This is a genomic window from Nonomuraea sp. NPDC059194 (assembly GCF_042754765.1).
Lineage (GTDB): Bacteria > Actinomycetota > Actinomycetes > Streptosporangiales > Streptosporangiaceae > Nonomuraea.
In genome coordinates this window covers 88,814-110,876 of record NZ_JBHZBH010000010.1, presented here as the reverse complement: position 1 = coordinate 110,876, position 22,063 = coordinate 88,814, and the positions used below count along the sequence as shown (strand labels likewise).

General features: G+C 67.6%; 16 protein-coding genes and 1 pseudogene. 15 read left to right on the top strand and 2 right to left on the bottom strand.

Annotated features, from left to right (window positions below; all coding sequences use genetic code 11):
* The first annotated feature begins 27 nt into the window (after positions 1-27).
* The 10 genes from ACFXJ8_RS15660 to ACFXJ8_RS15615 all read left to right on the top strand — a co-directional run bounded on the left by ACFXJ8_RS15660 (position 28) and on the right by ACFXJ8_RS15615 (position 14,294).
* The gene (locus tag ACFXJ8_RS15660; protein ID WP_379644572.1) at positions 28-489 is read left to right on the top strand and encodes an SRPBCC domain-containing protein; all 462 of its coding nucleotides are present in this window, start codon (positions 28-30) and stop codon (positions 487-489) included.
* A gap of 260 nt (positions 490-749) precedes the next feature.
* On the top strand, positions 750-1,691 hold the full coding sequence (locus ACFXJ8_RS15655; RefSeq protein ID WP_379644571.1) for a DUF1702 family protein: 942 nt from the start codon (positions 750-752) through the stop codon (positions 1,689-1,691).
* Positions 1,688-3,589: an FG-GAP repeat domain-containing protein gene (locus tag ACFXJ8_RS15650; RefSeq protein ID WP_379644570.1), complete on the top strand. Its 1,902-nt coding sequence runs from the start codon at positions 1,688-1,690 to the stop codon at positions 3,587-3,589. The genes ACFXJ8_RS15655 and ACFXJ8_RS15650 overlap by 4 nt, the downstream gene beginning before the upstream one ends.
* The gene (locus ACFXJ8_RS15645) at positions 3,586-4,527 is read left to right on the top strand and encodes an enediyne biosynthesis protein UnbU (RefSeq protein WP_379644569.1); all 942 of its coding nucleotides are present in this window, start codon (positions 3,586-3,588) and stop codon (positions 4,525-4,527) included. Before ACFXJ8_RS15650 ends, ACFXJ8_RS15645 begins: the two co-directional genes overlap by 4 nt.
* Positions 4,528-4,533: 6 nt before the next feature.
* A complete protein-coding gene (locus ACFXJ8_RS15640) occupies positions 4,534-10,140 on the top strand; it encodes an SDR family NAD(P)-dependent oxidoreductase (RefSeq protein WP_379644568.1) in 5,607 nt (1,868 codons plus the stop codon).
* Positions 10,137-10,577: an acyl-CoA thioesterase gene (locus tag ACFXJ8_RS15635; protein ID WP_379644567.1), complete on the top strand. Its 441-nt coding sequence runs from the start codon at positions 10,137-10,139 to the stop codon at positions 10,575-10,577. Before ACFXJ8_RS15640 ends, ACFXJ8_RS15635 begins: the two co-directional genes overlap by 4 nt.
* A gap of 20 nt (positions 10,578-10,597) precedes the next feature.
* Positions 10,598-11,299: an NADPH-dependent F420 reductase gene (locus ACFXJ8_RS15630; RefSeq protein WP_379644566.1), complete on the top strand. Its 702-nt coding sequence runs from the start codon at positions 10,598-10,600 to the stop codon at positions 11,297-11,299.
* 89 nt (positions 11,300-11,388) lie between these two features.
* Positions 11,389-12,231 carry a hypothetical protein gene (locus tag ACFXJ8_RS15625; protein WP_379644565.1) on the top strand — a complete coding sequence of 281 codons (843 nt, stop codon included), beginning with the start codon at positions 11,389-11,391 and terminating at the stop codon, positions 12,229-12,231.
* On the top strand, positions 12,231-12,779 hold the full coding sequence (locus tag ACFXJ8_RS15620) for a hypothetical protein (protein WP_379644564.1): 549 nt from the start codon (positions 12,231-12,233) through the stop codon (positions 12,777-12,779). The genes ACFXJ8_RS15625 and ACFXJ8_RS15620 overlap by 1 nt, the downstream gene beginning before the upstream one ends.
* A gap of 42 nt (positions 12,780-12,821) precedes the next feature.
* On the top strand, positions 12,822-14,294 hold the full coding sequence (locus ACFXJ8_RS15615; protein WP_379644563.1) for an LLM class flavin-dependent oxidoreductase: 1,473 nt from the start codon (positions 12,822-12,824) through the stop codon (positions 14,292-14,294).
* A 12-nt stretch (positions 14,295-14,306) separates the two neighbouring features.
* Here ACFXJ8_RS15615 and ACFXJ8_RS15610 read toward each other — a convergent pair whose 3' ends face one another.
* Positions 14,307-15,659 carry an LVIVD repeat-containing protein gene (locus ACFXJ8_RS15610; RefSeq protein WP_379644562.1) on the bottom strand — a complete coding sequence of 451 codons (1,353 nt, stop codon included), beginning with the start codon at positions 15,657-15,659 and terminating at the stop codon, positions 14,307-14,309.
* Between the two features lie 252 nt (positions 15,660-15,911).
* On the opposite strand from ACFXJ8_RS15610, the gene ACFXJ8_RS15605 reads away from it, so the two are divergent.
* From ACFXJ8_RS15605 to ACFXJ8_RS15590, 4 genes and pseudogenes are all read left to right on the top strand, one after another.
* Positions 15,912-17,360 carry a DHA2 family efflux MFS transporter permease subunit gene (locus ACFXJ8_RS15605; RefSeq protein WP_379644561.1) on the top strand — a complete coding sequence of 483 codons (1,449 nt, stop codon included), beginning with the start codon at positions 15,912-15,914 and terminating at the stop codon, positions 17,358-17,360.
* Between the two features lie 133 nt (positions 17,361-17,493).
* Positions 17,494-17,844, top strand: a complete 351-nt coding sequence (locus ACFXJ8_RS15600; protein ID WP_379644560.1) for a VOC family protein — start codon at positions 17,494-17,496, stop codon at positions 17,842-17,844.
* A gap of 12 nt (positions 17,845-17,856) precedes the next feature.
* Positions 17,857-18,111 (top strand): annotated as a pseudogene (locus ACFXJ8_RS15595) (ArsR/SmtB family transcription factor); the annotation flags it as partial.
* Positions 18,112-18,232: 121 nt separating this feature from the next.
* On the top strand, positions 18,233-20,488 hold the full coding sequence (locus ACFXJ8_RS15590) for an ATP-dependent Clp protease ATP-binding subunit (protein WP_379644559.1): 2,256 nt from the start codon (positions 18,233-18,235) through the stop codon (positions 20,486-20,488).
* Between the two features lie 4 nt (positions 20,489-20,492).
* Here ACFXJ8_RS15590 and ACFXJ8_RS15585 read toward each other — a convergent pair whose 3' ends face one another.
* Positions 20,493-21,083: a carboxymuconolactone decarboxylase family protein gene (locus ACFXJ8_RS15585; RefSeq protein WP_379644558.1), complete on the bottom strand. Its 591-nt coding sequence runs from the start codon at positions 21,081-21,083 to the stop codon at positions 20,493-20,495.
* A gap of 77 nt (positions 21,084-21,160) precedes the next feature.
* Between ACFXJ8_RS15585 and ACFXJ8_RS15580 the strand changes: the two genes are divergently transcribed.
* Positions 21,161-21,841: a winged helix-turn-helix transcriptional regulator gene (locus ACFXJ8_RS15580; protein WP_379644557.1), complete on the top strand. Its 681-nt coding sequence runs from the start codon at positions 21,161-21,163 to the stop codon at positions 21,839-21,841.
* Positions 21,842-22,063: the final 222 nt, after the last annotated feature.

The following is a 22,063-nucleotide window of genomic DNA, read 5'->3' as shown; positions in this document are numbered from 1 at the left end:
GTCCCGACGCCTACAGAGGTCACGCCGATGAGTAGTCCGACCGAGACCGGAGTAGAGCCGATCCGCCATGCTGTCAATGTAGAGGCGGACCAAAGCCGCACTTTCGGCACCTTCACCAAAAAACTCGCAACCTGGTGGCCGATCGACTCTTTCGCAATCGAGCCGGGAAAAGTGCGTGACGTCTGCCTCGAAGAATGGGTCGGCGGTCGCATTTACGAAATTCTGGACGACGGCGAAGAGCGGGACTGGGGGCATATTCTCCGCTGGGATCCGCCGCGTTTGGTCGCTTTTTCCTGGGAAGTGATTCAGGGCCCCGCCTTCACGGAAGTCGAGCTGCTCTTCAAAGAGCTCGGTCCTGCCCTGACGCGCGTCGAGATGACCCACAGGGGATGGGAGAACCTCACGCCCCTGCTGATGGACTCCTACCTCGCGCATCAGACCGGCTGGCCCTTCATCCTGGGACGGCTGCAGGCCGCGCTGTCCGCGTAGTGCTTGATCGAACTCCCCCTTGGCATGGTGTGCCAAGGGGGAGTTCTCCTGTTGTCGGAATGTTTTGTTGACAGCGTGTGCGTCCGGTAGTCGTCCTGCGACCGCGCATTATTCAAAAGATTCTTATAGGATTTGTTCTCGCTGGTAGTGGTTTCGCCGCCGAGATTCGTGTTGACAGCCGCAGAAGGCTGTTATTTGGTGCCTTCCAGACCTCCCTCTCTGGCAATGGGGTATGGACGGTGGCTGACCCGAACTCGTTTATGCGATCTTTTCTTCGCCGACCGCTGATGCTCGACCCCGGTGATCTCGACCTCGCCCGGCGGGGCTTCTGCCCGGCCTCTCCCGCGGTGCGGCCCAAGCTCGACGCCGTCGTACGGAGTTTCGCGGCCGGCTACAACGCCATGATCACCGGCAGGCCGGAGGAGTTGGCCTTCTCCGACCTGAAGCCGGGGCTTCGCGGCTTCGCGTTCGAGGGGGCGGCGATGAGTGCGGTCCTGCTCGACCTGCTCACCTTCACCGGCGGCCGGCGGCTCGCGAGCCTCCACCGTCATGCGGGCCGGCGCTATGTGCACCTGATCCACGTGGGAGCCGGTTGGGCGTTCGCCCGCCTTCGCGTGCGCCCATGGACCGCGATCCGAGCCCACCAACCCGTGCTGCGGTGGCTGGCCTGGGACGGCTGGGGCTTCCACCAGGCCTTCTTCCGGCCTGAGGCGGTCTTCCACGGCCATGTGGAGCGTTCCGCGAGAGGGCCCGTCCTCTCCATCCGCGACCAGGGGGCCGGCCGGGCACTGTGGTTCTACGCCGGGGCGGATCCCGCGCGCATCGCCGAGGTGATCGGCGGATTCCCGCCAGGCCGGCGCGCCGACCTCTGGGCGGGCATCGGCCTGGCGGCCGGCTATACGGGAGCCCAGCCGGCCGACGTCCTCGAGCGGTTACTGCAGGTCGCCGACGGCTACCACGACCACCTGGCGCAGGGGGCGGCGTTCGCGGCCAAGGCTCACCACCTGTCCGGGGGCGTCACCTCCGACGTGGCGACCGCCGTCAAACTCCTCACCGGCGCGGAAGCCGATGCCGCGGCTGCTTGGACCGACACCGCTCTGGCCGCTGCCAAGACAGACGAGGACAGTCCGCGGACGTATGAGCGCTGGCGCGCAGGCATCCGCCACGCCTGGTCCCTGCACGCGGGAGGAGGAGAACGGTGAAGCATCGGCTGAGGTCCCACCTGGCGCAGATCGTGGCGCTCGTGCTGGTCGTCAGCGGCTGGCAGTTGTCGCGGCCTCCCGCGGCGTCGCCGGAGACGCTCGCGTCGGTGGCGCAGCGCTTCTCGTTCGAGAAGCACCCACTCAACACCGCGACAACCACCCGAGCGATTCGTACGGTGGCCCCCGCGTACCAGAAGATCGATCACTGGATCTCCTCGCTCGGCGCGGCCGTGGCGCTCGCCGACTTCGACGCGAACGGCCGCTCGGACGACCTCTGCCTGGTCGATCCCCGTGACGAGTCAGTGCGCCTGCAGCCGGTGCCCGGCAGCGCGAGCAGGTTCGCTCCCTTCGAACTCAAGCCCACGGGGCTGCCCTACGACGCCACCATGGCGCCGATGGGCTGCGTTCCCGGCGACTACAACGAAGACGGCAAGGCCGACACGCTGGTCTATTTCTGGGGACGCTCGCCGATCGTCTATCTCAGAAAGGCTGACCCGCTCGCGGTCGCGTCCTTCGTGCCGCAGGAGCTCGTCCAGCCGTACCAGGTCTGGAACACCAACGCCGTGACGCTCGGCGACTTCGACGGAGACGGCCACACCGACCTGGCGGTCGGCAACTATTTCCCCGACGGGGCCAGGGTGCTGGACCCGAAGGCCGTCCAGCCCGAACTGCAGATGCAGGACTCCATGTCCGGCGGATACAACGCCGGTCACAACCGGCTGATGCTCTGGCAGGACGCCGACGACGGAGTCCGTTTCACCGAAGCCGCGACGGCATTCACGCCGGAAATGGAGAACGGCTGGACGCTCGCCCTCGGCGCCCAGGACCTCAACGGTGACGGACTTCCAGACCTCTATGTCGCCAACGACTTCGGCCCGGACCGCCTGCTGAAGAACGTCTCGACGCCAGGCCGTCCGCGCTTCGAGATCATGCAAGGCGTCCGGCACTTCACCACCCCCAAGTCGAAGACCCTCGGCCTGGACTCCTTCAAGGGAATGGGCGTCGCCTTCCCCGATCTGAACAAGGACGACGTCCCCGACATCGTCGTCAGCAACATCACCGAGGATTTCGCCCTCCACGAGAGCAATTTCGCATGGGTCAGCCAGAGCGAGAACGTCTTCGAGGGCGGTACGGCACGCTACGACGATCACAGCGAGCCCCTGGGCATCTCCCGCTCCGGATGGGGCTGGGACGTCAAGACCGGCGACTTCGCCGGTGACGGGCAGACCCAGATCATCCAGGCCACCGGCTTCATCAAAGGCACCGCCAACCGCTGGCCGGAGCTGCAGGAGCTGGCCATGACGAACGACGAGTTGCTCATCGACCCGGCGATGTGGCCGCGCTTCATGTCAACCGACGACCTCTCGGGATCCAACCCCAACAGATTCTTCGTCCAGGGGCCGGACGGCCGCTTCATCGACCTCGCCGCCCGGCTGGGCATGGAGAACCGAGGACCCAGCCGAGGGCTGGCCCTCGCCGACACCGACCACGACGGGCGGCTCGACTACGCGGTGGCCAACCAATGGCGACAGTCGCACTACTTCCGCAATACCCGGAGCGCCGGTCATCCCTTCCTGGGACTGCAACTCGTCCGCCCGGCAACGCGGTGCCGCGGACCCGAACGCGGCGGCACCTCTCCGGCCATCGGGGCGACGGTCAACCTGCGAACAGGTGCGGCCGGAGTGAGAACCGCGCAGGTGTATCCCGCCAACGGCCACGCGGGTGTCTCCTCTCCCGAGGTCATGCTCAGCCTGGCCGACGGCACCACGGCCGCAGACGTGACAGTCCAGTGGCGCGACGCCTGCGGTGCGCGGCACAGCTCCGATATCACGCTCGCGCCAGGCTGGCGCACCCTCCTGCTCGACGCCGACGGATCCGCACGGGAGATCACCCGATGACCGGCAAACCAGACCCCCGAACAAGCGCACTGCGCCGGTTCGCCATCTCCATCACCGCTTTCAACATCCTCGGGCACACGCTGCTCGGCTTCGAGCAGGCCTTCGCCACGCCTATCGTCGCCCTGGCCGTCGCCTACGTCGTTGAGCTCGGTCTGGAGAAGATCGACGCCGTGACCAACAGCAGGCCGGTGAAGTACGCCGGCGGCTTCCGCAATCTGGCCGACTTCCTGCTGCCCGCGCACATCAGCGCTCTGGCCTGCGCCATGCTTCTGTACGCCAACGACAGGCTGATGCCGGTGGTCTTCGCTGTCATCGTGGCGATCTCGAGCAAATACCTGATCAGGGTCAGACTCCGCGGCGCCTACAAGCACGTGCTCAACCCGTCGAACTTCGGCATCGTCGTGGTGCTGCTGCTGTTTCCGTGGGTCGGGATCGCACCGCCGTACCACTTCACCGAGTGGGTCAGCGGACCGGTCGACTGGATCATCCCCGTGCTGATCCTCGCGTCGGGCACCATGCTCAACGCGATGCTCACCAAGAAGATGCCGCTGATCCTGGGCTGGGTGGGCGCGTTCGCCGTCCAAGCCGTCATCAGGACCGCCATCGACGGAACCGCCACGGTGACCGCGCTGACCGTCATGACAGGAACCGCCTTCATCCTGTTCACCAACTACATGATCACCGACCCGGGGACGACGCCCTTCAAACCGGGCCGGCAGGTCCTGTTCGGCATCGCCACCGCGACGGTCTACGGGCTGCTGGTCCACCTTCACATCGCCTTCGGGTTGTTCTTCGCCCTGGTCATCGTCTCCGCCGTCAGGGGCGGCGCACTCGCCGTCGTTTCGCTGCGGCAGCGCGGCCAGGAAACCCAGCCCGGGCTCGTCAACCCGATCGCCCCTTCCGGCCTGGTCACTGGACCTGCCGCGAACAGGATGTGACCTCCTATGGACGACCCCATCGCCATCGTCGGAGCATCGTGCCGGTATCCGGACGCTGACGACGTCGACCAGCTGTGGGAGCTGGTGATGTCGGGCAGACGAGCGTTCCGGCCGATTCCCAAGGTCCGGCTCAACCTCGACGACTACTCCAGCGAGGTCGCGGGCGAGGCGGACGGCACGTACGCGAAGTTCGCCGCGGTGCTGGAGGGATGGTCATTCGACCGGGCCAGGTTCCGGGTGCCTGGCTCGGTGTACCGGGTCACCGACACGACACACTGGCTGGCCCTGGAGGTGGCCGCCGACGCGCTCACGGCCGCCGGCTACCCCGAAGGGAGAGGACTCGAGCGCGACCGCGTGGGCGTGGTCATCGGCAACACCATGAACGGGGAGTTCAGCCGGGCAGGCGGCCTGCGGCTGCGCTGGCCGTACGTGCGGCGAGTGCTGCAGCAGGCCCTGTCCGACGAGGGCTGGGACCTGGACCAGCAGGCTCGTTTCGTCGCAGGCTTCGAGCGGGCTTTCAAGAGCCCCTTCCCCGAGCCCAACGACGAGACCCTCGCCGGCGGCCTGTCGAACACCATCGCCGGACGGATCTGCAACCACTTCGACTTCCACGGGGGCGGATACACCGTCGACGGCGCCTGCTCCTCGTCGCTGCTCGCCGTCATCACTGCGGCCAAAGCCCTTCGCGCCGGCGAGGTCGACGTCGCGATCGCCGGAGGCGTAGATCTCAGCCTCGACCCGTTCGAGCTCGTGGGTTTCGCGCGAACCGGTGCCCTGGCGACCACCGACATGCGGATCTATGACGCGAACCCGACAGGTTTCTGGCCTGGTGAAGGCTGCGGCATGGTGGTCCTGATGCGCGGCCAGGACGCTCTCGCGGCCGGGCGCACACCGCTGACGCTGATCAGCGGCTGGGGCGTGTCCTCCGACGGGCGCGGCGGCATCACCAGGCCGGAGAAGAACGGCCAGCTCCTGGCCGTCCGGCGAGCCTACGAACACACCGGGTTCGGCCCTGAGTCCGTGGCGTTGTTCGAGGGACATGGCACGGGCACCGCCGTGGGTGACCCTGTGGAGATCGCCACTCTGATCGAGGCGCAGGGCGGCAGACGCACGGCCGGGCCTGCCGCGCTCGGCTCGATCAAGGCGAACATCGGTCACACCAAGGCGGCCGCGGGAGTCGCCGGGCTCCTCAAGGCCACCATGGCTCTGCACCGGCAGGTCATCCCGCCCACCACCGGCTGCGCGAAGCCGCACGAGTCGCTTCACGGAGGAGGCGTTCCGCTACGGGTGGTCCACACGGCCGAGACCTGGCCGGGCGGCATGCCGCTGCGAGCCGGGGTGAGCGCCATGGGGTTCGGCGGCATCAACACGCATGTGGTGCTCGAAGGCGCCGCTCCTCGCAGGCGTCCGAGGTTCACCGCCAAAGAGAGGCGTCTGGCGAGCGGCCCGCTGGACGCCGAGGTGTTCGCCTTCGCGGCTGATACCCGCGAGGAGCTGTTGGCCCTGCTTGAGCAGGCGCAGGAGGTCGCTGCCCGCATCTCCTTCGCGGAGCAGGTGGACCTCGCCGCCTCCCTGGCGGAATCGAGCGCCGGCGGGATACGTGCGTTCCGGGCCGGCATCGTCGCCTCGAGCCCCACCCAGCTCGCCCGCAGAGCGACGCAGGCCGCGCGGCTCCTGGCCGACCGGGAGGACGGCGCGTTCCTCACAGCTCCGGGCATCGCCATCGGGATCGGTGCGGCGGGCAGCCTCGGTCTTGTCTTCACCGGCCAAGGAGCACCTGTCCCCGCTGGGCCGGGTGCTCTCGGCGTTGTCCTGCCCGGCCTCGACGATCTCTTCGCAGGTGGTACCCCGGTCACCGAGCCCGTTGACACGGCGGTGGTGCAACCCGCGATCGTCAAGGCCTCGCTCGCCGGGCTGCGCTGGCTCCAATGGCTTGGCGTCGTGGCAGGTGGGGTGGTGGGACACAGCCTGGGCGAGATCACCGCCCTGCACTGGGCGGGAGCCCTTGGCGTCCAGCAGGCCATGGAGCTCGCCGCGGCGCGGGGACGCCTCATGGGGCAGCATGGCGCGCCGCACACCGGCATGCTCTCTGTCGCCGCCGACCAGGACCTGACGCTCCGACTGATCGACGGCACCGAGCTGGTGATCGCCGCCGACCACGGTCACGCCCACGTGGTCGCCGGGCCGACAGTGGATATCGACCGGGTCATGCGTCGCTGCGAGGAGCGCGACATCCGAGCGAGACGTCTCAAAGTGAGTCACGGATTCCACTCGCCGGCGTTCCGTTCGGCTGAGCCGATACTCGAGCAGTACCTGCAGCGGGTCGCGTTCGAACCTCCGGTCCGCCCCGTCTACTCCACGATCACGGGTGAGCGCCTGGATGAGAAGGCAGACCTGCCTGGCCTGCTCACCGCACAGCTCACCGCTCCGGTGCTGTTCCGCCAGGCAGTGGCCGCTCTGGCTGAGGCGAGCGACCTCCTCGTGGAGATCGGGCCCGGCCACACTCTGGCTCCGCTCGCGGGCGAGCTTTCGGGCGTGCCGGCTCTCTCGCTCGATGTGGGGTCGCCGTCGAGCGCGGCGCTGAGCCAGATCGCCGCGGCTCTTCACGCGTTGGGCGTGGCCGGCGATCTCCGTCCTCTGTTCTCCACCCGCTTTCATCGTGACTTCGACCTCCGGCGCGACCCGCGATTCCTTGAGAGCCCGTGCGAGCAAGCCCCCTCATCAACGCCCTTGCCTGCCGTCGTCTCCCCTTCCACGGTGGCGACCGAGATATCGGCCGACCCCAACCTGGATCCGGCTGAGGTGGTGCGGGACCTGGTCGCACTCGCGCTGGAACTGCCGCCTGACGCGATCAGCGATGACGACCGGCTGCTCAGCGATCTTCACCTGAACTCCTTGCGCGTCGTCCAGCTCACCGCGCAGGCGGCGACCGCGTGCGGGCGTACCGTACCCATCGAACCGCTCGTCCTGGCCGACGTGTCACTGGCAGAGCTCGCTGAGTACGTGGCCGCGCTGCCCCCGGCCGGTGAGGACGACGGCGACGGTCCGAACATCGCAGGAGTGGGGCCCTGGCACCGCCTCCTGCTGCCCAGCAGGAAGCCCGCCGACCTGTCCGATGAACGGGTCGGCGTCACCTGGCGGGTATGGGGGAGCGGCCCGCTGCGAGCGGAGCTCGCGCCGCGGCTGGACACGGACGATCGGCAACCTGATGCCGAGCTCGTCTTCCTGCCGGAGGACCCCTCGGACGAGGACATCATCACTCTGGTCGATGCTGCCAGGACAGCCGTGGCAGAGGGACGTCCCCTCGTTGTCGTCGATCACGGAGATACCGCGACCGGGTTCGTGGCGACCATTCGCCAGGAGCACGCCGGCCAGGTGGCTCGGTGGATCGGCGCGAGCTCGGCCAAGGCCGCCGAAGCCGTCAACCGGATTCTTCACCTCCCCATGGACCGGCATCCCGAGCTCGTCGTCGACGACGATGGGACGGCTCACACCCGGGTCTACGCGCCCCTAGCGCCTCCCCTGGAGGGAGAGCTGCCGCTGGGGCCACATGACCTGGTACTGATCAGCGGTGGCGGCAAGGGGATCGGTTTCCAGACCGCCCTGGCGCTGGGGCGGCTGACGGCTGGTCGACTGGCCCTGCTGGGTCGCAGCAAGCCCGAGGAGGACGACGACCTGCGAGCCAACCTTGACGCCCTCACCGCGGCGGGCGTGCGGCACACCTACGTGAGCGCCGACGTCACAGATCCAGCATCCGCACGGCAGGCCATCGACGCCGTCATCGCCGCCCATGGCCCTGTCACCGCGCTGATCCACAGCAGCGGCATCAACGTACCCCGGCGCTTCCTGGACCTGGGCCCGAGCGACTACCTCGGCCACGCCGCCCCCAAACATCACGGCCTGCGGGAGATCCTGGCCGCGCTCGACACCGAGCAGCTGAGACTGCTGGTCACCTACGGGTCCGTCATCGGCCGCTTCGGGCTTCCGGGGGAGGCGCACTACGCCCTGGCCAATGGCCGCCTGCGCGAGCTCGCCCGGGTCCTGGCGCGAGACCTGCCGGACTGCCAGGTCCGCAACATCGACTGGACCGCGTGGTCGGGGGCCGGCATGGGGGAGCGCCTGGACGTGCTCGACAGTCTGCTGCGGTCGGGCGTGGTCCCCGTTCCCGTCGACAAGGGCGTGGACCTGCTACGGCAACTCCTGTCGTCCTCCGTTCAGGATTCGACCGTGGTCGCCAGTGGACGCCTGCCGCACCTCCAGGTGGAAGCCGACACCAGTGCGGGGACGTACGTCCAGCGGATCCGGACCCTGGTTCCCGGCGTGGAGCTAATCGCGGAAGCCGACCTCGACCTGGAGCGCCATACGTACCTGGTCGACCACACGATCGACGGTCTCGCGATCCTTCCAGCGGTCTGCGCCATGGAGGCGATGGCGGAAGCCGCTGCGATGGTCTCGGGCCGAGCGATCAGCGGGCTGGTCGACTGCCGTTTCGATCGGCCGGTGATCATCCCGGATGACGGCAGCCGCACCGTCCGGATCTGCGCTCTCGTCAGCGAGTCGGGTGAGATCGAGGTCGTTGTGCGCAGCGACGAGAGCGGCTACGCCGTGGACCACTTCTCCGCCCGCGTCGACCTCGAACCTTCTCCTCCGGTCGTCGACGTCGTGGAGGGACAGCGGCTACCTCTTCCGGCCCACGACGGACAGGACCTGTACGGGCCGACCTTCTTCCACGGCCGGCTCTTCCAGCGCCTGCGCAGGTACGAGCACCTGGAAGCCACTGCCTGCGTCGCCGTCCTGGACGGAGGGCGCCGATGGAGTCTCGGCGGTCGTCTCGTCCTCGGTGATCCGACCCTCAACGATGCGACCATCCACGCGTTGCAGGCCTGCGTGCCCAACCGGCGGCTGTTGCCGATCGGCTGCGACGCGTTCACCGCCAGCACCGGGACGGCTGCCCCGGATGAGCTCGTGCTGTCCGCTGTCGAGCGAGCTCGCCAGGGCGTCGAGCACGTCTACGACGTATCCGTTCGCGACTCGCGGGGCGCCGCCGTCATGAGTTGGCAGGGGTTACGGCTGCGCGACATCGGACCGCTGGAGCCTGGTTCGTGGCCCCCGGTACTGCTCGGCGCCTACCTGCAAAGGAGCATCGAAGCGCTCCTTCCGGCCAGCCCCGTTCACGTGCACGTGGCGCCGAAAACCGGAGGCCGAACCGGATCCCGGAAGGGACGTCCCGATCAGGCCGCAGGACGGAGTCACCTTGACGTATGGGTGCTGGAGGTCGGCGGCCCCGCGGCGCTGGCATGCGATTGGGAGTGGGTCGACCTCAAGGGAGCAGGAGTGCCACAGACCCCGGCCATGTCTGGACAGCGCGAGCAGATCGCGACGCTGACCGCTGAGCCGGAAAGCCACACCCTCGCCCGGCTGTGGACCGTACGCGAATGCCTTTCCAAGCGCGGTCAGGCGATCGCCCAGGCACCGCTGACCGTCCAGGGAGTCTTCGAGCAGGGGTGGGTGCTGCTGCGCAGTGGAACCACCCAGATCGCTTCAGCCGTCATCCGCGTCGACGGCACCACGCGACCGATCGCCGTCTCGGTCATGGTGAAAGGAGGATCATGAAACGGCATTTCGCGTACGAGCACCTGGTGACCTTCGCTGACACCAATCTTGTGGGCAACGTCTACTTCGCCAACTACCTCATGTGGCAAGGCGCCTGCCGGGAGCGATTTCTCGCCGCGCACGCTCCAGGCGTCGTGCAACGGCTGGCCGTCGACCTGGCGCTCGTCACCGTGTCGTGCTCCTGCGAGTACTTCGCGGAACTCGTGGCCTTCGATCAGGTTTCGGTGCGCATGTCGCTACGAAGCATCGAGTTCAACCGCATCGCCATGGCATTCGACTACTTCCGGCTCAACTCGGGCCCTGGACAACTCGTCGCCCGCGGAGCGCAGACCGTCGCCTGCATGAAGCGCGTCGACGGAGAGCTGGTCTCGGTGGACGTGCCGCACGAGCTGTTCCAGGCGCTCGAGGCCTACGCCCCACCCGCGGAACAACGTTGACCCCCGGCAGGGATGTGCCCATGGCCCCGATGGGGGTGGTGGGGTGCGGCGCCATGGGAACGGCGGTGGCCGAGCTTCTGGGCCACGGCGGATTCCCCGTCCTTCTGGCGGGAGGAAGGAGAAGAACAGCAGAACGCCTCGCCTCGACCATTCCCGGTGCGACCGCGGCCCCACTGGAGACGGTCGCCCTCGAAGGACAGCTGGTGATCCTGGCGACCAGCCTGGAGGTGAGCCGGCGCGAGATCGCTCCACGGATCCACGACCACCTCGTCGGCAAGGTCGTGGTGGACGTCTCCAACCCCGCGCCGGCCGACCTCATCGGCTCGGCGCACGACTCGGCGGGAGAGATGCTCGCCGAGCACTTTCCGAAAAGTCCCATCGTCAAAGCACTGAACTGCGTCTCCGCTCGCAGGCTGCGGATGATCGCGCACGGCGGGCAGGCGCCGACGGTGCCCATCGCCGGTGACGATCTCGCCGCGAAGCAGTGCGTGACGTACATCCTTCGCCGGCTCGGACTCGACGTGGCGGACGCCGGTTCCTTGCGCACCAGCAAATGGATCGAAGGGCTGGCCGAGCTGCTGCGCAGCTTGGGGAGCGAAGAAGGGCTGGGAGACGCGGTCGGATTCCGTCTCCTCCGCCTCGATCAGGTCGACCGTACCAGTGCCGGACGAGCGGCCATCGTCCCGGCAGACCGCTACGACTTCGGAAAGGAGCAGGGATAGTGACAAGCACGGAAACCGGCCCAACCACCGCACCGGCTGTTCCAGCACGGCGTGGGTTGGTGATCGGTCTCAGCATTCTGGGAGGGTTCGTGCTGACCGTCCTCTGGTCAGCGCCCTTCGTCGACCGGGTGATCGGCGACGGGGTCACCAGCGCGATCACCGGCCACGAGAGCGATGCCCCCATCGCGGGCATCATGTCGGGTGTCGTCTTCGCCTTCGCCAGTGGCCTTGGTGGCACCTTCACCGCCTGCAACATCGCGGCGCTGGGGGCCGTCGCTCCGCTCCTGGGCCAGAAGCAGTCGGTGAAGGGCCGGATTCTGCAGGCGCTGCCGCCGCTGGCCTGGCTCGTGGCGGGGATGGCCGCGGTCTCGGCCGGCTACGGCGTGATCGCCGCCCTGTTCGGCACCTCCATGCCGCAGTACTCGACCGCCACGGTCACCTCGGGCCTGTCCCCGCGCCTCATCCAGTCGATGGTGGTCTTCGGAGTGATCGGGCTCGTCCTGTGCTATCTGGGTCTGGCGGCGATGGGACTCGTGAAGGATCCCATGGAGAACATCTCGCGACGCCACCCGCACGCGAGGTCCGTCCTCATGGGGGTGCTGATCGGGGCATTCCTCATCGGCAGGCCGTTCGGTCTCTACCGGCACCTGTTCCGAGACGTCGCCAACAGCCACAACCCGCTCTACGGCGCGGTGTCGTTCGTGATGCAGTCACTCGGGAACATCGTCATCCTCGCGGTTCTCTTCCTCCTCCTGGCGGTCGTAGCCGGTGGCAGAGTGCAACGCTGGATGGCCGCCAAGCCGGGACGCGCCGCACTGGTCACCGCCTCCGCGTTACTCGTGGCAGGCGTCTTCACGTTCCTCTACTGGGATGTCAGGCTCTTGGCTCGTACCGGAGTCATCTGGTACCCGATCATCACCTGGTACTCCTGATGGCGATCACCATGAACGCGCTGGCGGTCAACCATCGCTACCACCGGGCGGCGTTAGGCATCTACTTCGTGATCGTGCTGGCCCACTGGGCCGAGCACGTCTCGCAGGCGGTCCAGATCTATGCCCTGGGCTGGCCGGTCCACCACGCCAGAGGCGTGCTCGGCATCCCCTTCCCCTGGCTGGTGTCATCCGAATGGATGCACTACGGCTACGCCCTCCTCATGCTCATCGGGCTCATCCTCCTCCGCCCCGCCTTCGTCGGCAGGGCTCGCACCTGGTGGAACGTGTCGCTGGCGATCCAGGTATGGCACCACTTCGAGCATCTTCTGCTCCTGCTGCAGGCGATGACAGGCACCAACATCTTCGGCAGGCCGGTGCCGACGAGTTTGATTCAGCTCCTGGTGCCCCGGGTGGAACTCCACCTGTTCTACAACGGCCTGGTCTTCATCCCCATGGTCGTCGCGATGATCCTTCATTACCGCCCGCGTGCCGAGGAACGGGCTGCGATGTCGTGCACCTGCGCGGGCACTCCTGTGTCCGCCCGCTGATCCCCGGCCGTTCGCTGGAGCATGACGGGGTAACACATCCTCGTGTCCATCCGACTGCCCTCCCCCTGCGTGATCGTTCTCGTCGGCCCCGGGGCCTGCGGGAAGTCGACCTGGGCCGCGACGCACTTCCCGGCGGGTGAGATCGTCTCCAGCGATCGGCTCCGCTCCATGGTCGGAGAGGGGGAGGACGACATCGCCGCCAGTTCTGACGCGCTGGCGCTGCTGGAGACGGTGGTGAGCCGCCGCATCGCCCGACGGCTCACCACCGTGATCGACACGCTCGGGCTTGACGCAGAGCGACGTCGCCACTGGCGCGAGCTCGCTCGTGCGCAGGACATGCCCTGCGTCGCCGTAGCGTTCGACACGCCTGTCGCCGAGTGCCGAGCCCGGAACCGAAGCCGGTCCAAGCGCATCCCCGCCGAGGTCCTGGCCGGCCAGTTCCGCGCGTGGGCGCGGACTCGCGACGTCCTGGCCGATGAAGGCTTCGATCAGGTTCTGACCCCGGAGCCGGTCAGGGTAGTGGCACCCGAGTTCCTGACCGCCCAGGCCGCCGCCGAGCGGCAGTCCGTGCGACCTGTCTCCTTGCGCTTCGGGCTGCACCTCGGCCGGTTCGACTTCACCGGCGGCGCCGCGGCGATGGCGCCCGCACTCAGGCAGATCGCGGAGGCGGCGGAGAGCGCCGGATTCGACGCCATCTACACGATGGATCACTTCCGGCAGATCCCGCAGCTCGGCCGGCCTTGGGAGGACTTCCCCGAGAGCTACACCACTCTCGCCTACCTCGCCGGTTACACGGAGCGCGTTCGGCTCGGCACGCTCGTCAGCGGGATCACCTATCGGAACGTGGCTCACCTCGGGAAGACGGTGGCCACGCTCGACGTCCTCAGCCAGGGTCGTGCGGTGTGCGGGCTGGGGCTCGCCTGGTTCCGCGACGAACACCGAGCGTACGGATGGGATTTCCCTTCCGTGCCCGAGCGCTATGCCTTGCTCGAAGACGCCCTGCGACTGCTTCCGGTCCTGTGGGGACCGGGCGCCAAGCCGTTCAAGGGCAAGGTGCTCGACGTCCCTGAGGCGATGTGCTACCCGCGTCCCCTTCAGAAATCGATACCGATCATCGTCGGTGGCGGAGGGGAGAAGCGAACGCTCCGGCTGGCCGCGATGTACGGCGCGGCCGCCAACGTCATGGGCGACCTGGAGACCGTCCGCCGCAAGGCGCGCATCCTCGGAGAGCACTGCCGGCGAGCCGGTCGCGACGTGCGGCTCACCCACCTTTCCACGGTCCTTGCCGGCGCAGATGCTCAGCATGTCGCAGACCTGGTCGACCGGCTCCGGCCGCGGAGACAGGGCGCCGCGCGCTTCGCGGAGTCCGTGAACGCAGGCACGGTCGCCGACCACATCGGTCGCTGCCGCGATCTGGCCGACGCCGGGGTGAGCGAGATGATGGTCCGGTTCGCGGACCTGACCGATCCCGGCCCGTTGGAGCTCTGGGCCAAGGTGATCGCGGCATTCCGCTGAGATCATGTCGGCTCAGCGTCCCGGATGCCACGGCTGCGTCTGCGGGTTGAATTCTCTGTAGCGGACGAGCTTGGCGCCGAGCGTACGCGGGTCGCGAATGTCGATCACGTCCAGGCCCTTCTGCGTGTCCGTGACGTAGATGAACCCGTTGTAGTAGTACGCGGACCACGCCCCACCAAGGAGGAGCCGGTCGGGCGACAGCGGCCCGCGGTCGAAGAAGGCGATCTCGTGCGGCCGCCGTGCGTCGGTGAAGTCCCAGACCGACACGCCGCCCTGGTACCAGGCCTGCACCATGATGTCCCGACCGGGCACCGGAAGCACGGATCCGTAGTGCGCCACGCAGTTCTCGGTCGGTGTCTGGTGCCGCGGGATCTTGTAGTACCCCTGCTTCACGAGGGTACGGCGATCGCCGTACCCGCTGATCGTGTAGATCGCGTTGGCGCCCCTGGTCGAACCGACGTTCGGCATGCACGTCGGCGCGAAGCCGCCGCCCAGCTCGTCGCTGAAGACGACCTTGTCACCGCTGTTGCTGAAGACCGCGGAGTGCCAGAAGGCGAAGCTCTCGGTGTCGCGAACGGTGGTGATGACCCGAGGGCGGACGGGATTGGAGATGTCCATCAGGATGCCGTCGCCCATGCAGGCGCCGGCCATCAGGTTCCTGCTGGGGAGGGCCGTGAGGTCATGGCAGCCTGACGTGGGAAACCACGTGGTCCCTCCTCCTGGGTTGCCGCCGTCAGGGAAGAGCACAGGCTGGGCGACCACGGCGGCCTGGTCGGGAGCGCTGAGCGGAACCCGGATGATCGAGATCTTGTCGTGTGGCGATCGGCATCCCGGCGATTCCGGCCCAGGCAGGTACGAGGACACGTAGACGAAGACGGCCCCACGGTCCCGGCCCTTGCCGGGGACCAGCGTGTGGGTATGCGACCCGCACGCCGTCTCGACGGAGCGGACAAGGCGCGGATGCGCGACGTCGCTGATGTCGAAGATCTTGATGCCTTCCCACGCGGACGGAGCGGTGGGCGGTGCTGTCGCGCTCTGGCAGGAGTCGTCGCTTCGCGGGTCATCGGTCGACAGGAAGAGCAGGGAGCCCGCGATCGACACGTCGTTCTGAGCGCCAGGGCATACCACCTGGGTGACCACCTTGGGAGCGCGCGGGTTGCCGATGTCGTAGACGGTGAACCCGGCGAAGTTGCCCGCGACGGCGTACGTGCCGGAGAAGGCAAGGTCGGTCGACGGCGTGAACATGCCCTCGAAGGGCGGCTGTTTCGGCAGGTTGGCCACGTGCCGCAGGTTGCCGCTCGCCACCGGCTCGTCAGGGGGACTGGCGGCGGTGCCGCCGGCCGTCACCATGACCAGAACCGCCACGAGGGCGATCAAGATTCGGACCCGCCAGAAGGGTTGAAGGCTGTTCCTCATGACTCCAGTGGAGTACTTTAGAAATATATAGTCAACAGGTAAGCCAGTGATGTCATTGAGACTCCGAGCCTGGCGCTCCAGGGTCATGAGCCGGGGAGCAAATGATAGTTGACGCTTTCGGAAGCCATCGCTAACGTTTAAAAGCATGCAGCGGAACGGGGGCGCTGCCCGTCCTGCCAATCTGTCTGGTTGGGAGTAACCATGACTGTCGACGACAGTTCCGCACCGGGGTTCTCACGGGCACGGCAGCGATGGACCCTTGTCCTCGCGTCGTTCGCCTCCTTCATGGTCGGGCTCGACGTGCTCGTCGTGACGACCGCGCTTCCCACTCTTCACGAGCAGCTCGGAGCCGGAGTGGCGGGTCTGGGCTGGACCGTGAACGCCTATGAGCTGGGATTCGCCGCCTTCATCCTCACCGGCGCCGCCCTCGGCGACCGTTTCGGCCGCAGGAAGCTGTTCGTGCTCGGCATCGCACTCTTCACCCTCAGCTCCGCCTTCTGCGCCATGAGCACCTCGATCGAGACCCTGATCGCCGCCCGTGGCTTCCAGGGCGTGGGTGGTGGCATCGCCATCGCGCTGGCCCTGGCCGTCATCACCGATGCGACGCCACCCCAGGAGCGCGGAGCGGCCTTCGGCGTATGGGGAGCCATCTCGGGCGTCGCCGTGGCGGCGGGCCCGCTGGTCGGTGGCCTCATCATCCAGGGCTTCGCCTGGCAGTGGATCTTCTGGCTGAATGTGCCCGTAGGCATTGTGCTCATCGCGCTCAGCACGATGAAGATCGCGGAGACGCGCGGGGCCGTGCGCGGCATCGACCTGCTGGGCTTGCTGCTGTCCACCGTCGGCGTCTTCGGTATCGCTCAGTCGCTCATCCGCGGCGGCGAAGCCGGCTGGACCTCGCCGACCGTGCTGGCCGGGTTCATCGGCGGCGCGCTCGCGCTGGTGCTGTTCGTCGTCTGGGAGACCCGGGCGAAGAGCCCGATGATGCCCGTCGACATGTTCCGCAACCTCAGCTTCACCGGTGGATGCCTGACCAGCTTCGTGCTCGCGGCGGCTCTCTACGGCAACGGCTTCGTCTTCGCCCAGTACCTCCAACTCGCCGAGGGCAACGACCCCCTGGGAGTGGGCATCAGGCTGCTGCCCTGGGTGGGCCTCGCACTGTTCATCTCGCCCATCGCGGGCAAGATGGCCGACACCATGGGGGAGCGTCCACTGGTGATCGTCGGCCTACTTCTCCACGGGATCGGATTCCTGGCGATCGCCCTGATGGCCTCCGCCGGGATGGGCTACGGCCCGATGATCATCCCGCTGCTGCTGGCCGGTATCGGTGTCGCCATCGCCTTCCCGACCGTCGCGTCGGCCGTCATGCGGTCGGTCAGCCCCATGGAAGTCGGTATGGCCGCCGGCGTCAGCAACACCATCCGACAGGTCGGAGCGGTCTTCGGCGTGGCGGCCGTTGCCGCGATCTTCACCGCGCAGGGCGGTTACGGGACCGACGAGCGGTTCGTCGCCGGCTTCACCCCGGCCACCATCGTGCTCAGCGTGATCACCTTTGCCGGCGTGCTCGCCGCGCTGATCATCCGTCGCCCGTCCGACCAGCCGTCCGGCGCGCCTGTGGCGCCCGACATGCAGCCCGGTCCGGCCGCTCCCTGACCACTGTTCCAGCCGCTGTCCGCGTGTCCGGGACAGGGGAAGGTCCCGGGCGCCCGGACCCGATCGCCGGGAGGGCCCACTGCTCCGACCCGCTTGACCGCAACTCAACGCACCATCACGAAAGGAAAGATCCATGGGTAAGCCGATTGCCTGGTTCGACCTCACCTCCAAGAACGCCGCCACGTCTCGCGCCTTCTACTCCGACATCTTCGGCTGGAAGATCGACGTCGATCCGCAGATGAACTACGGCATGGTCGACACCGGTTCCGGGGAAGGCATCCCCGGTGGCATCGGACAGGCGGACGACAGCGGCAGCGCCGCGCTGGTCATGTACATCGTCGTCGACGACGCCGAGGCGACGCTCAAGCAGATCGAAGCGCAGGGCGGCGAGCGGGTCACGGCCCCGTACGACATCCCCGGCATCGGTGTCATGGCCACCTTCAAGGACCCGGATGGCCTCCAGGTCGGGTTGTGGCAGCGCTGAGAAGCCTCCGACATGCACCCCGGTGAGATGCGGGAAGAAGCGACGGCTGAAGAACTCGATGTCGTCCTTCGGGCGATCGCGGAGCCCACGCGGCGAGCGATCCTCCACCTCATCGCGTCCACCGAGTTGCCGGCCGGGCAGATCGCCGAGCACTTCGCGGTCACCCGGCCGGCGGTGTCGCAGCACCTGAAGGTCCTGAGAGAAGCCGGGCTCATCACCGAGCGCAGACAGGGCACCCGGCGGCTGTACCGAGCCAGCCCGGTGACGCTCGCCAAGCTTCGCGCGTTCGTCGAAGACATGTGGCAAGCGGGCCTCGATCTCGCCAGAGAGGCCGCGGAGGATCCGGACCCCGGCCTACACCTCGCCGGGGTCCGAGCGAGGAGCGGAGATGGTGGACCGGCTCGGCGCTCGCGCGCGCAAGGTACTCGTCCTGGCCGAAGAGGAAGCCAGGATGTGCAATCACAACAGCATCGGGACCGAACACATCCTGCTCGGCCTGGTCCAGGCCGGAGGGATCGCCGGAGCGCTGCTCACGGAGCTCGAGATCGACCTCGACGCGGTCCACGAGCAGGTGGAGAAGATCGTCGGCCGAGGCCAGGTCTTTTCCGCCGGACGCCTACCTCTGAGTGAGCAGGCCGTCGCTCTTCTCATGCGTTCGTCGGGCGAGGCCACCCGCCTGGGGCAGGACGACATCGACACCGAGCACATCCTGCTGGGCATGCTCGGCGACGACGAGGACGCTGGACTGCTCGTCCTGAGGAGCCTGGGCGCGGATCCCGCCCGGCTCCGCGAGCGGGTCCTGGAGAAGCTCGACCAGGTGCCGCAGCTGATCAGGGTGGCCACCGGCCCGGTCCGGTCGGCCGATGTCCTGCTCGGACGGTTCGGACGAAGTCTCACCGACGCCGCGCGAGCGGGAGAGCTCGATCCAGTCGTCGACCGGGACGCGGAACTCGACAGGCTCGTGCAGATCCTCCTGCGGCGGGCCAAGAACAACCCTGTTCTGCTGGGTGAGCCGGGGGTGGGCAAGACCGCGCTGGTCGAGGCGCTGGCCTGCCGCATGGTGAACGGACAGGTGCCCGAGGAACTGCGGGACAAGCGGCTGTACGCGCTGGACCTGGGCTCCATGATCGCAGGTGCCAGTCGTCGTGGGGTGTTCGAGGAACGCCTGAGAACCGTCCTGCGCGAGGCGAGCGACGATGGCGGCGTTCTGCTCTTCCTCGACGAGGTTCACTCGCTCGTCGGAGCCGGCGACAGGACCGGTGGCCTCGACGCGTCCGCCATGGTCAAGCCGATGCTGGCACGCGGCGAGTTGCGCATGATCGGCGCCACCACTCCTGAGGAGTACCGCGCCTCCATCGCACGGGATGCGACCTTGGAGCGGAGATTCCAGCCGCTGCCGGTCGAGCCTCCGACCGTGGCGGGCACCATCAGGATCCTCAAAGAGCTGCGCGAACGTTACGAGTCGCACCATGGAGTGGCTTTCACTGACGAGTCGTTGGTGGCAGCCGCCCGGCTGACGGACCGGCACGTCACGGGCCGCTCTCTTCCGGACAAGGCCATTGATGCGATCGACGAGGCCGGCGCATTGGCGCGCATCCGCGCATTGGCAGGATCACCCGCGTCGCCGCCTCAGCGGGTGACAGAGGAGCTTGTGGTCGAGGTCGTCGCCGCCAGGACGGGCCTCCCACTCGAACGGCTCACCGCGGAGGAGTTGACCCGCCTGCGAGGGCTCGAAGCCGCACTGAGTAAGCGGGTCGTCGGGCAGGATCACGCCATCGCGGCGGTGGGCGCCGCGATACGGCGAGCGCGGGCGGGCGTGTCCGACCCGGATCGCCCGGTCGGCTCGTTCCTGTTCGCCGGGCCGTCAGGCGTGGGAAAGTCGGAGCTCGCCAAGGCGCTGGCGGCCTTCCTATTCGGCCACGACGACGCCCTCATCCAGATCGACATGAGCGAGTACGGCGAGAGCCACGCCGTCTCCAAGCTCTTCGGCGCGCCCCCCGGGTACGCGGGCTACGACGAAGGCGGCCGGCTGACCCGCCACGTGCGGGACAAGCCCTTCAGCGTGGTTCTCTTCGACGAGATCGAGAAGGCTCATCCGGCCGTCGTCGACGTTCTGCTGCAGGTCCTAGAAGAGGGAAGACTCACCTCGGGAGATGGCCGGACGGTGACCTTCACGAGTGCGGTGGTCATCATGACCACCAATCTCGGCACCAGAGAGGCCTACGGCGTCTCCGGCTTCCGACCTGATGACGAGTCTGGGCGCGGTTCGACGGCCCAGGCCGTTCACGCCGAACTGCGGCGGCATCTCCGGCCGGAACTCCTCAACCGCGTCGACGACACGGTGGTCTTCTCTCCTCTCGGCGCAGCCGAACTGATGGCCATCCTGGATCTGGCCATAACCGGAGTCGCGCAGCGGCTGCTCGACAGCACGGGCGCGAGACTCGAGGTGTCGGCCGAGGCGAGACGACTGCTCCTGGCGATGTGCCACGACCCAGCCTTGGGCGCCCGCCCCCTCCGCTGGATCGTGCAGAGGGAGCTGGACGACGTACTGTCGACGGAGCTGCTGAACGGACGGCTACGCTCCGGTCACAGAGTGACGGTGGAGGTAGCAGGCGACTCGGCGCTCGCCTTTAGTATCGTCTAGCGATTCACGTCCTGCCGCTGGCGTCTCCTTCGGCCAGCTGCCCGAGCGACGAGAGCCCGGCCGCGTTGACCATACGCGCGACCCAGTTGAACTGGCATGCGGTCCACACGGCCTCCAACAGCTGAGCGTCACTCCACCCGAGCCGTCTGGCCTGCTCGAAGTCATCGTCGGTGATCCGGTAGGCCTGATGGGTGATCGCTCGAGCGAGACGGAGGAGCACCCGCGTTGATTCGGGTAGCGGCATGTCGTCGATCTCGCTGACCCGCAGGCTCTCCTCGAGGCGTGGATCAGCGCTCACCAGGTGCAGGAAGAGCACGTGGGCGTCGACGCAGTAGCCGCAGGACACCTCGCGAGCGACGAATGCCGCGATCAGCTCCTTGATGTCACGATCGAGGAGTCCATCCGAGAAGATCGACCGGTACCCGTCCCAGAAGACCTTCAGGAACTCGGGGCGGGTGCTGACCAGCTTGAACACGTCCGGCACCAGCCCGAACCCGAAGTGGGCTCGCATCTCCTCGTAGAGCTCCGCCGTCGCACCGACCGCCTCGCTCTCGTTCATCACCGGGATCCGGACGCTCGTGCCGTCTGTGGCCATTTCCGCTCCTGAGATGTTGAGCGCTCTTGCAATGTTCTATGTATAATTAAAGTACGGCATGCGGCAGGGAGATCACTATGGGTCACATTCGGCGAAACTACGGCCAGTACTGCGGCCTTGCTTCGGCCCTTGACGTCGTGGGCGAGCGGTGGACCCTCCTCATCATCCGAGAGCTGCTCCTGGGGCCTCGCCGCTATGGGGAGTTCCTCGCCGAGCTTCCCGGGATCGGCACCAACCTGCTCGCCGAACGCCTCAAGAACCTGGTCGAGCTGGGCGTGATCACCAAGCCCGAGTCGCGCGAGCAGGGCTACGAGCTCACCGACCTCGGGCGGCAGCTCAGGGAGCCCGTCCTCATGCTGGCCCGGTGGGGCATGGCGTTCCTGGGCGCGCCCGACGACGGTCTCGAAGTACGGCCGCACTGGGGCTTTCTCGCCGTGCAGGCCATGATCGACCCCGCACTGGCGTCCGACATCGACGAGGCGTACCAGTTCCACGTCGATGACGTGGTCTTCCACATCGCTGTGGAGGGGCGGGTGCCGCGAGCCGTGGAGGGTCCGTACCCGGGCCAGGCCGCCGTGATCGCCCGCACGGACGCGAAGACGTTCGTCGAGATCGGCGCCAAGCGCCTGAGTCCCTTCGAGGCGCTGGCCTCGGGCAGGCTGTCGCTGGTGGGGGAGACCGACGCCGTCATCCGGTCCAGCGTGCTCCTCGGCCTGATGCCCGCCACGGCGGCGCCGATGGCCTCGTCCACGCACTGAACCCCAGCGGGCTATCTGATTCGGTAGCCGATACTCCTCCATCGATGTCCCTTCCTGCTCTTCATTGAACGAGCATCGAGCCTCGATGGCAATGCTTGACTATATATCTCTAAAGTTGTCTACTTTGAGGAGTTGGTAGAACGTCGCCCCGCGTCCGCGGGCCGTGAGAAATCGCCCCTGTGACGGCCTGCCGCGGCGGCTCCGTGGGTGCCGTGCACCCAT